This is a genomic window from Psychrobacter sp. (assembly GCF_036731945.1).
Classification (GTDB): Bacteria; Pseudomonadota; Gammaproteobacteria; order Pseudomonadales; family Moraxellaceae; genus Psychrobacter.
Genome location: NZ_DAINDI010000049.1, coordinates 10961 through 22242 on the forward strand (window position 1 = coordinate 10961; position 11282 = coordinate 22242).

At 41.7% G+C, this 11282-nt stretch carries 8 protein-coding genes and 1 pseudogene; 2 read left to right on the top strand and 7 right to left on the bottom strand.

Features of this window, described 5'->3' with window-relative positions:
* Positions 1–1456, bottom strand: a 1456-nt coding sequence (locus V7D75_RS10440) for a preprotein translocase subunit SecA (protein WP_333614509.1), incomplete at its 3' end; no start/stop codon positions are given.
* A 605-nt stretch (positions 1457–2061) separates the two neighbouring features.
* On the opposite strand from V7D75_RS10440, the gene mutS reads away from it, so the two are divergent.
* Together mutS and fdxA are read left to right on the top strand one after the other, a co-directional pair.
* Positions 2062–5025: a DNA mismatch repair protein MutS gene (mutS, locus tag V7D75_RS10445; RefSeq protein ID WP_333614516.1), complete on the top strand. Its 2964-nt coding sequence runs from the start codon at positions 2062–2064 to the stop codon at positions 5023–5025.
* Between the two features lie 107 nt (positions 5026–5132).
* Complete coding sequence (gene fdxA, locus V7D75_RS10450) at positions 5133–5456, top strand: ferredoxin FdxA (protein ID WP_068406370.1); 324 nt, start codon at positions 5133–5135, stop codon at positions 5454–5456.
* A 101-nt stretch (positions 5457–5557) separates the two neighbouring features.
* Here the strand turns inward: fdxA and V7D75_RS10455 are convergent, their stop codons facing one another.
* From V7D75_RS10455 to V7D75_RS10480, 6 genes and pseudogenes are all read right to left on the bottom strand, one after another.
* Entirely contained in the window at positions 5558–6007 is a 450-nt protein-coding gene (locus V7D75_RS10455) for a prepilin-type N-terminal cleavage/methylation domain-containing protein (RefSeq protein ID WP_333614510.1), read from the bottom strand.
* 64 nt (positions 6008–6071) lie between these two features.
* Entirely contained in the window at positions 6072–7829 is a 1758-nt protein-coding gene (locus tag V7D75_RS10460; RefSeq protein WP_333614511.1) for a PglL family O-oligosaccharyltransferase, read from the bottom strand.
* 91 nt (positions 7830–7920) lie between these two features.
* Positions 7921–8346 (bottom strand): pilin, encoded by a 426-nt coding sequence (locus tag V7D75_RS10465; protein ID WP_333614512.1) that lies wholly within the window; start codon positions 8344–8346, stop codon positions 7921–7923.
* Positions 8347–8657: 311 nt separating this feature from the next.
* Positions 8658–9104, bottom strand: coding sequence for a type IV pilin protein (locus tag V7D75_RS10470; RefSeq protein WP_333614513.1), 447 nt, complete (start codon positions 9102–9104; stop codon positions 8658–8660).
* On the bottom strand, positions 9104–9658 hold the full coding sequence (locus V7D75_RS10475) for a type IV pilin protein (protein WP_333614514.1): 555 nt from the start codon (positions 9656–9658) through the stop codon (positions 9104–9106). The genes V7D75_RS10470 and V7D75_RS10475 overlap by 1 nt, the downstream gene beginning before the upstream one ends.
* A pseudogene (locus V7D75_RS10480) lies at positions 9658–11282 on the bottom strand (pilus assembly protein PilY); the annotation flags it as partial. The pseudogene V7D75_RS10480 and the gene V7D75_RS10475, both read right to left, overlap by 1 nt.

Consider the following 11282-nt stretch of genomic DNA (forward strand, 5'->3'; position numbering starts at 1 on the left):
GCTCATGCTGCTTGGCGTTTAGGACATTATGCTTGATGCCTTCTTGATCAAGCAGATAAGACAACTCTTCACTGGCCTCAATCGTCGCCGTACCAACCAACACTGGCGCACCTTTGGCTTGAATCTCTTTAATCTCGCGGATAATACCTTTGTATTTCCCTAACTTGGTTAAGAAAATTTGGTCATCCATATCGATACGGGCAATCGGCTCGTGCGTTGGAATCACGATGACATCTAAATCATACGTTGATTTAAACTCTGCTGCTTCGGTATCGGCCGTACCCGTCATACCGGATAATTTATCATAGAGACGGAAGTAGTTTTGGAAAGTCGTGGTTGCAAGGGTTTGGTTTTCTGCTTGAATCTCGACGTTTTCTTTGGCCTCTACCGCTTGATGTAGACCTTCTGACCAGCGGCGACCGGGCATGGTACGACCGGTGTTTTCATCAACGATAATCACTTCGCCGTCATCAACGATATAATGGACGTTTTTGACAAACACATGATGGGCACGGATTGCCGCTTGTACGTGAGCCAATAGCGGCAAACGACTTGGGCTATATAAACTTTCGTTTTCGCCAAGCTCGCCCACTTCGATTAAAAAGCGCTCAATTTTCTCATAGCCTTTTTCGCTGATTTCGATTTGACGATTTTTTTCATCAATCCAAAAATCTTCGTCTTCGTTATTTTTATTGGCTTCTTCATCTTTTGAGCGTTTAAGCCTTGGAATAATGGTATTAATCAGCGCATACATGCGTGATGAATCTTCTGCTTGACCCGAAATAATCAGCGGCGTACGCGCTTCATCAATTAAGATAGAGTCAATTTCATCAATAATACAATAATTTAGCGGACGCTGTTTTTTCTCAGCAAGGCTAAAGACCATGTTATCGCGCAGATAATCAAAGCCGTATTCGTTATTGGTACCGTACGTGATATCGGCTTGATAAGCGTCGATTTTTTCTTGTGGTGGCTGCTGTGAGTAAATCACCCCAACGTTCATGCCCAAAAAGCCAAATAATGGGCGGTTTAGCTCGGCATCACGCGCCGCCAAATAATCGTTGACCGTGACCAAATGCACGCCTTTGCCACTAATGGCATTGAGATACATCGCCAAGGTACCCATCAAGGTTTTACCCTCACCTGTTTTCATCTCAGCGATTTTGCCTTCGTGCAAGGTGATACCACCGATGAGCTGCACGTCGTAGTGACGCATGCCATTGACGCGTAACGAAGCTTCGCGGCAAACGGCAAACGCTTCTGGTAATAAAGCGTCTAAGCTTTCACCGTTTTGGTGTCTTTCTTTAAATTCTGCGGTTTTTTGTTGTAATTGCTCATCAGACAGGGCTTGTATTTCAGCCTCATATGCGTTGATTTTGCTGACCACGCGGCGCATGCGCTTGAGTTCGCGGTCATTTTTGGTGCCAACGACACTGCCTATAATCTTTGATAACATAATTTTTTGACCTATGGAAATATTCGATAATTAGTGCGCATTCGCCAAGGCTTTATATAGTGCCGCTTGGTCATTACAATGCTGACAATCATCACTGACTAAATACCTTTTAATAACGCACTGATTGTCAAAATACGGATTAACAAAGCACGTAATAATAAGGTACTGACTAATGATGAGTCGCTTAATGAAGTATCGCCCAATTAAGTGTGCCGTCATTATATATGGTTATGACGCCGATGGATACAAGGGCAGCGAGTAGATATTTGCCGACGTAAAAAGGTCGCTGAACGTGTTAAAATAGCGCCTATATCCTTAATTTAACAGCTGTTTCGCGATATCAATAAACGCAAATAACTGCCAACCTGCATCCCTAATTTATTCTAAAAAACAGCCATTGTTTCTAAGCAAACCCATTTAAGCATCATAAGAGATTCTGCATGACCGTAAAACCATCCGCGCAAAACCCTAACGCCTTAACATGTGTTAAATCTGAAACCTTAAAAACTGAGCACTTAAAATCAGAGCACGTAAAAACTGAGCATATAAATAACGATCAGTTGCTAATCGGCGACGCTATTTATAATTTGGCCGACCATACGCCAATGATGGTGCAATATCTGACCATGAAAGCCAACTATCCACAAGCATTATTGCTGTACCGGATGGGTGATTTTTATGAATTATTTTTTGAGGATGCCAAACGCGCGGCGCAGATACTCGATATTACCCTAACCCGCCGTGGCACCGATAAAGCCGGTAATACCATTGCGATGGCTGGCGTGCCGTTTCATGCAGCTGATAGCTATATGGCGCGCCTGATTGCCGCGGGACAGACAGTGGTTGTTTGTGAGCAAATCGACGATTCAGTTACTAACAGCCCGTCCAATACGCCGACGATGGGCGAGAAGCAAAAGAAGGATAAAAGTAAATCGGCGGCAGGTAGTATCATGCGCCGCGAAGTGGTTAAAACCCTGACAGCCGGAACCATCACTGATGACGCCCTCATTGCGCCCAATCATACGCCGACTGTCGTTGCGATTGATATCGAAACTCCTAAAGCGAATAGTAAACAACCTTTGCAAGCTGCCATTAGTCAAATGGATTTGGCCGCCGGAACATTAACGACGCAAACACTCAGCGTGAATCACGACGATATCGAAGATTTGCAAGCCCAAATGCTGACGGTGCTGGCACGCTTTGCCCCGAGTGAATGCATCATTAGTGAAGCGCTTAGTGACAGTAATGGTAGTCGTGATGGTAGCGGCGAAACGTGGCTATTATGGCTACGGCAAAATCTTGATTGCCCTATTATAGAAGTGGCAGCCAATGATTTTCACCGTCAGCATGCCAGCGCAACCCTTTGCCAGCAATTTGACGTACAACGTCTTGATGGGTTGGGCATTAGTGACGCGCCACTTGCTCAATCTAGCTGTGCCGCCCTTATTCACTACGCACGGCAGACCCAGCAGCGTCATATACCACAGCTGAATCAACTTATCGTCGAATATAGCGACGATTATTTAATTATTGATGCCAATAGTCAGCAAAACCTTGAGTTATTTACTCCCGTTAGCAGTAATGGTACATCGCTGATATCTGTGCTCAATCACTGTCAAACGCCCATGGGGCGGCGCTTGCTTGTGCAACAAATGAAGCGCCCGCTACGTCAACATGCGCGTATTAATCTGCGTTTAGATGCCATATCTAAATTGTTGAATACTGATAGTCAATCTAAACAGTTTGAGCAAAACACAGAAAATCATTCATTGGTCAGTAGTTTACGCGAAACCTTAAATGCCATCGGGGATATCGAACGTATCAGTAGCCGTATCGGTCTGATGAGCGCCAAACCGCGTGACTTGCGTAAATTGGCTGATGGTATTAGAAGTAGCACCCAGCTCAGCAATTTACTGACGGATTCAGGTATCACCCATAAGCAGGTAGGACTGTTGCCCATGCTAATGCAGCAATTACCTGAACAGCTACCTGCCGTACAGTCCGTTGCTGAGCTGATTGAGCGCGCTATTGTCGTAGAGCCACCGGCGCATATCCGTGATGGTGGTATGCTCGCTGCTGGCTATGATGATGAGTTTGATCGCCTCTCCCATTTGCATGACAATATCCAAGTGACCTTGGATGAAATGGTAGAGCGTGCGCGTCAAGACTACCAATTACCTAGCTTAAAAGTAGGATTTAATAAAGTCAGTGGTTTTTATTTTGAACTGCCAAAAATGCAGGCAAAGAATGCACCAGCGCATTTTATCCGGCGGCAAACGCTCAAAAGCAGTGAGCGCTTTATCACTGATGAGCTAAAAGCGGTCGAAACCGAATATCTAAGCGCACAGACATTAGCGTTAACTCGTGAAAAACAGCTGTATCATGAGCTGTTAACCATATTAGGTAGCCACTTGGCTGAATTGCAACAACTGAGCGCTGCCATCGCACAAATAGATGTCCTTAGTAATTGGGCACAGCTTGCGACCCTCTATGATTGGCAACGTCCAGTCATGAGTAATGGCTCACAAGATGACGACTTACTGAAAGATGGCAACTTGTCAAAAAACATCAGCCAAACCAGTATCGATATTAAACAAGGTCGCCATGTCGTCGTCGAAGCGGCGTTAAATCCAACCCATACGAGTAATAATACTTATCAAAGTAATACGAAACACAGCAGCCAGTTTGTTGCCAATGATTGTGCGCTTGGTGGCGAGGCAAATCCTGAACGCCTCCTCATGATCACTGGCCCTAACATGGGCGGTAAATCAACCTATATGCGCCAAACCGCGCTCATTGTTCTACTGGCGCATTGCGGCAGTTTTGTCCCAGCAGTGAGTGCGCAGATTGGTGATATCGACCGGATTTTTACCCGTATTGGTTCGGCTGATGATTTGGCAGGTGGTAAATCCACCTTTATGGTTGAAATGATTGAAACCGCGAATATCCTCAACCAAGCGACCAATAAATCGCTCGTACTGATGGATGAAGTCGGACGCGGCACGGCTACTACTGATGGTTTAGCAATTGCTCATGCGTGCGTCAATAGATTGGTTGAGATTGGCTGCCTGACATTATTTGCCACCCATTATTTTGAATTGACGCAATTGGTCAACCCTGCTGAGAGCCAACACGCTAGCATTCGTAATGTCCATGTCGCCGCTAGTGAAGTCGATGGTCAACTGCTACTACTGCATCAAATTAAGGACGGCGCGGCAAGCTCTAGCTTTGGTTTGCATGTGGCAAAAATGGCAGGTATCCCTACGCAGGTATTAAATGATGCTAAGCGGTATTTAGTAGATAATTTAAAAACTGAGAGTGCCAAGACCATTGATGATAAAAATGAATTAGCTAAGTCAGTAAAGGATGAAAGCACGCAGATTTATGTTAGTGAACCAGAGCAAACAAAGGAAGATAATGTTAGCCCAAGTCAAAGCATTGCTCTCATTCCACAGCAAAATCAATTATTTAGCTTACAAGATGAGCTAGCAGCGATTAATCCTGATAATCTAACACCAAAGCAAGCGCATGATCTACTGTACCATCTCAAAGAAATCATTAGTCAGTAAAGGGATTTGTCAAATAGCCCTAAAAGCGCTAAAATATGTCTTATTTTTCAGCTAATGTACTTACAATCGTAATTATACTTTGCCAACCCAATAACAGGTAGACCACTATGACCTTTGTCGTTACAGATAACTGCATTCTTTGCAAATACACCGACTGTGTGGAAGTCTGCCCTGTGGACTGCTTTTATGAAGGACCGAATTTCCTCGCTATCGACCCTGATGAATGCATCGACTGCGCGCTATGCGAGCCTGAATGCCCCGCCAATGCAATATTTTCAGAAGACGAAGTACCAAAAGGGCAAGAAGTATTTATTCAGCTAAACGAAGAGCTGGCGCAAAAATGGCCAAACATCACTGAGATGAAAGGTCAGTTGCCAGAAGCGGCAAAGTGGGATGGTGTAGAAGGTAAGATTCAGTATTTAGAGAAGTAACGCTTAAGCTTTATTTTTAAAAGTAAAAAACCACCAATTCGCCAAAATAAAAAGGTCCTTGGTGGTTTTTTTATGGTTAATACTATTTAATATCTAACAACTTATGATCGGCAAGCTTGCGGCAAGTAAGATACCAAAATCCCTGAGCTTGCTTTGCACTCCCAATTGCCGTTTTCGGTAAAAGTTAAGCTGAGCGATTGATTTTGTAGATAAGGCAAATTTTGGATATTACAAACTACCGCGTCCGCTGTGCCACCTTCCAAATTAGGTGCTTTGACCGTGAACTGACAATATTTGGTTGATGTTGGCATATTGAGACCGTCGATACTAAAAGCAACCACGCCAGCGCCGCCAGCAAGTAACGTTTGATAGGGTAAGCGAAAATGATTTAATTCTTGATAGATAGTCATTAATTGCGTTTGCCGAACCTGAACTTGGTAGCTGGCTGTTGCAATTGCCGCTAAAATACCAATAATTGCGATGACAATCATTATCTCAATTAAAGTAAAACCATATTGATTGTTAAGTTTGCAATTTTGAAACGGTTTCATAGTACCGTAACCTATAGATAATATAATTATTATATTGCAGGGGACATGCCAACCTTAAACATTGTCATTTTTTAATCTTACTTTTATTGGCTTTTACCCATCGATTGTAGTCTTGGCGGATGCTCTCAAACTGTTGATAGTTATCAGCTAGCTCATTGACATGCAGACTGACAACATTACAGCTTTGACTATGATCCAGCAGACAAGCTCCTTGGTATAGATGAAGTGCCTGTTTTGGTTGATTATTCAAGCCAAAATACAGAGCTTGTTTTAATAAAATATCATGTGATAAAAATTTAGTTAATACACGATTACCTAGGTTGATACGCTTTTCTAAATCTATATTATCTTTAGGAAGTAGATGGTAAATAAAAAACTCTTTATAGGCTGAAAAGCCAAAGACCGAAGGTAACTCTATCAGCATCTGCTGTTGAATTTGAGCGATTTCTTGAGTTTCGGTTACTGTTAATGATTCGCTCTCTAAAGAATCATAATATTTAAAAAAGGTATTAACTCGATGATAGTCTTTATAAGACTGATAATAAAAAATACTACCTACAATGCACAGAGCAGTGATAGCAAAAAACAACTTATTTAAATCAATATTTATTTTTATAGTTTTGCGATTGATAACTGCCAATAGAAATACAGCTATTATTAGATATCGCGTGTACCACAATGGGTATTCACTTAAAGAATAAAGCGCTACGATAATTAATGAAACGAAAATAAAGCTTGATTCTAAACTACGTGATTGCCCATACGATTGAAAAACTATAAAAGCTACCACAGCCAGTAGGGCTAATCCTGGCAGTCCAAACTCAGCGGCAAACTGCATGATAATATTATGACTATGAATATTAAAAACAAACCAGTCAACTTGCTCAATATGCTCTAAGCTATCCGCCAATAAATTGCCAAAACCTACACCCAGTAACGGATGATGTAAAAATTGCACCCAAGCTTGCTGAATCAGTTCTATTCGAGCGTAGTTATTACCTGTTGCTAGTCGTGTCAAAACGTCCTCAGAACCATACAAGCTATGAATGATTAATAAGTAAGAACCCAATAAAAACCCTACTATTGACACGCCTACAGCGGTGAAAAATAGTTTAAAGCTATACCCTCTTTTAATGTTCAATCCATATATTAAAAATGAAGCCAGTCCCAATATTAAGCCACCACGACTGCTTGTTAATGCTAAGCCAATACTTAGGATAACTAGCGCCATAAATATAAGACGCTTATATTCAGTCTTAATCAGCAGATAATGACAAGCAGCAATCCCTAACGCATAAATAAATGCCAACTGGTTGGGTTGACCAACATTGCCAAAAAATCGATTACCTTGCATGGTCATCACAAACCAAAGGTCATCAGATACATTGGCATACTGTAATAACTGGAAAACAATGTTAAGTAAGGCAACCGCAGTAAACCCAAAAGCTGAATAATAAATAAGCCTACACTTATCATCTGTATTATTAATAATAACCGATAGGATAAAACATATCAAAATAGTCGCTAAAGGGAAAAGTACACCATCTAAATAAGCATAATCAATAAAAAAAGGCTGAATCAAAATAAGCAGAAACAATAACAGCCAAAACAAGCTATCTATGCCGATCTCTTTTATTTTAATTCTGGTTAGTAAGATAATAAACCCTAAACATAACAGCCCTATAACTGTAATATTAGGGATAAAATCCATCTGACTGGGTAAGTAATGTTGAGTCGTTGCTGTTCCAAATGCATAGACACCAAAAACAATTAATATCAGCCAAATCTCAAGACGTGAGGTTAAGTTTTTGAAAGTAAGCATAGGCAGTATCTTTATTTAGGTATATAACGACATAAAAAAGGAGAGCAATATGCTCTCCTTTTCATTTTCAAATCTTATTTATTATTAATGATTAACGGCATTCTGAAGGTAGATACTTATCATTTAGAGTACTATCTTTACAAGTCCACTCAACGCTTCCCGCACTAGCAGTAGGAGATAATACTAAAGTATTGTTAGACCCACTTTTTTCTATATTATCTTTAACAGTTACAGTAATTTTACCATTCGATACGGCTACTTTCTCAACAGAATTACCAGTTATCTCAGTATCAGTAGGCAAACCAGCAGAAGCGTTACCAGTAGGCCATACGTTATTCGATGAATAGAATTCTGTAACAGCAGTTTTAGCACCACCAGCTAAGCTTAATGCTTCACCGACACGCGCACGCTTAGTATAGTCTTGATAAGCAGGTAGAGCGATCGCAGCCAAGATACCGATAATGGCGATGACAATCATTAGTTCGATTAAGGTAAAACCTTTTTGAGCAGTGTTCATATGAACTCCTTTGGGGTATATAAAGATAGCTGATTATTAGCAGTTTCTATCTTTAGGGATATTGTCTATTTCTTTCTTACTATAAATATTGCAGTTATTATGCCAACATAATAAATAGCAAAGATTTTCTTATTTATTAGACTTTTAAAGCCAGTTTTTAGTAGCCTACTAATTTTCGACTTTTCAAACGTGACATTAAGTAACCAATGTTACTCTCAGACTGCTAAAAAACGTCAGTATACTTATATTTGTTAATAAAAGATAATATATTTTGACAATTTTTGTCAGCTATTTGCAGACTCATCAGTTTTCTAATCATTCCAACTATCGTCACTACCACAAACCGTGGCTCGACATTTGATATTCTGATAATTAAGGCTAAGGGTTCCGTCACTCGCCATTTGACTATTAGGATTTGGCGTGGCAATAATACTCCATTTAGCAGTAAGCGGATTTGGCGTGAAGCTGATGGTATAGAGCGTCGGACCCTGCCTAGGGAAGCTACCGCCGAGTCCTGTGATTAAGTTATTACTGTAGCTACCCTGTGCCAACTTGCGGCTTTGAATTTGCGATGCAATGTTATGCATCTCGCTCATCATATCGGTACGCTTGGACTTGATAACATAGCGCTGATAGTTGGGATAAGCAATCGCTGCCAATATCGCAATGATAGCAACGACGATCATTATCTCTACTAGCGTAAAGCCTCGCTGCGATATAGCTCTCTTGTCAGTTTTATGACTGATTATTACGTCCATTACCAGTTCTCCTCACCTGTACCACAAGTGGTCGCTGTAATCGTAATAGCTGTGGTATTTTTACAGCGCAAACCTGAGCTGGTCATCAGCATATTGCGCGCATTCTTAAAAGTACCCGTACTATTGGGAACAGCAAGCATTTTCCATGTGCGACCTGTGCTGTTATCCAGTCCAGTACTGATAAGTGACTTAGTAGGCGTGGCACCATCGACAAGGGTAATCTGATAACGATAATTGGTCGAATCGCTGCCTTGCGGCACATAAATCGTCGTATTGTTAGCGTCGTAGCCATAGCTCACACTATTACTACTATTAACAATTTGCGGCTGAAAGCCCTTATAAGTCAACGCAGACGCTCGCCAGCGCTCGAGCTGAAGCTCCAGTTGGAGCATCTTCGACTGTACCTCATTTTCAGCGTTTCTAATGACGTACTGTCGATAGCTCGGTATCGCTACTGCCGCAAGAATCGCGATAATCATGACGACAACCATCAGTTCGATGAGCGTAAAACCGCGGCTCTTACCACTAAGTCTCTTATCAGTATGATTAAGCATTAGTTACTCTCATACCATTGCGTTGGTTTTAGCACATAACGCTCTTTGAAGAGTATGCTTGCCATAGAACCATCACCTTTATCTTTTGTGATACCAGCATACGGGTCATTACCATCTGGATAGCCGCCTGCTGGTGGCTCTTTTGGCCCCTTACCTTTTTTACTATCATCACCATAATCGATAAGATCATTAGCACGATCTGTCAAGCTCTGCGTACCGATTAGCACGGTCGTGTCTAAGTTATTGGCATTCACCGCACCAAGTGTCAGCTCTTGAATACCTTTACCGGCTGGTGTAAAGCCACCTGTACCTGTTTTAGAGCTGTTATCCATACAAACGCCATAAGGCAGGCAATACATTTGTTGCTCTGAGCCGCCAAGCGTTTGTGCCTCACAAATACTATTGTTGCCATAAGACATGTTAGGGTCATATACGGACATAAATAGATAATTGTTCATGACACGATAATCGCCCATGGCTTTTACATGTGAGACGTTTTCAAATCCTGCAAAACGCGTTAGCGGATAGTACCAACCTCTTTTGTCTTCTGAGCTATCTATCACTGAAAGCTCTTCGACCATTGCTGCTTTTGCCGTTTTGGTGTTTTCAGACAGGTGACTACCGCCTAACTCTATCAAATCATCTTTTTCGTTTAATTCTTTGATAGTGAGTGTTGACGTAGCACTACTGTCTAAAAGATCATTACGCGTAATGTCAGTATCTATCACACCATATAAACGATTGGCTTTGTTTTTATCACTACTAGTTACATCGCGGCGCTTAGCTAATGGTGAACTGCGATCGCCAGAAGCGATGTTGACTAAGGCAAATATCTTGCTTTGCTTATCTCTATAAAAGCTCACTACTGGACGAGCATAGAAACGATATGGCAGTGTAGTCATATCTTTTGAGGCATTGAGTACCCGAACTACTCGTACTTCTTTAAACGCTTTTTTCTTTTCGTTCACGAAGTCAGCACGGAAGACGTTGCCACCTAAATCGGCAAAGTATAAGTGGTCAAATAAACCATCATTATTGCGATCTAGTGGCGTAACGCCAGCGACGATACTGTGATTGTACGGATTGTCCCACGACCACAGCTTATCGCCTGTTTTTGCATCGGTCACATAGATAGAACTGCCTTTGGCTGCCGTAGTCGGTACGAATTGTGGATCTTCGTACTGCATGTCATAACCCCCACCAAATACGATGACGTCTTTGTATTTAGTGTCACTAGCGCCTTCATTTACTCGAGCCGTAGTGACTGTATTCCAGATTTGCCCAACATTACTATAATCATTGTTATCAACAGTGACCTGAGTACCAGTGTCATTTCTATGCAATTTTGCTGTTGTACTAGTAATATCTGGCGTAATACTAAATAGGATTTTTGGCGTGTTTTTATCGGCTAGGTCTAACGCATAAAGTCCATCACCGCCCATACGGAAACCACCGTAAGCCGCCATTGACAAGAAATTACTCGTGTTGGTGACGTCATTTACATTACTGCTATCAGGTTTATATAAGGAAACTTTGCGGGTTTTCTGATCTCCTGACGTAGTGCTGCTATAACGATATTTGGCACTGACTAACCATGGAGCATCAACCCCAAAGCTTAAATCGC

Excerpts from the sequence above, each read along its gene's own strand:
- V7D75_RS10465 (WP_333614512.1), bottom strand. The coding sequence starts at position 8,346 with ATGAACACTGCTCAAAAAGGTTTTACCTTAATCGAACTAATGATTGTC.
- V7D75_RS10470 (WP_333614513.1), bottom strand. The coding sequence starts at position 9,104 with ATGGACGTAATAATCAGTCATAAAACTGACAAGAGAGCTATATCGCAG.
- V7D75_RS10475 (WP_333614514.1), bottom strand. The coding sequence starts at position 9,658 with ATGCTTAATCATACTGATAAGAGACTTAGTGGTAAGAGCCGCGGTTTT.
- mutS (WP_333614516.1), top strand. The coding sequence starts at position 2,062 with ATGATGGTGCAATATCTGACCATGAAAGCCAACTATCCACAAGCATTA.
- V7D75_RS10460 (WP_333614511.1), bottom strand. The coding sequence starts at position 7,829 with ATGCTTACTTTCAAAAACTTAACCTCACGTCTTGAGATTTGGCTGATA.
- fdxA (WP_068406370.1), top strand. The coding sequence starts at position 5,133 with ATGACCTTTGTCGTTACAGATAACTGCATTCTTTGCAAATACACCGAC.
- V7D75_RS10455 (WP_333614510.1), bottom strand. The coding sequence starts at position 6,007 with ATGAAACCGTTTCAAAATTGCAAACTTAACAATCAATATGGTTTTACT.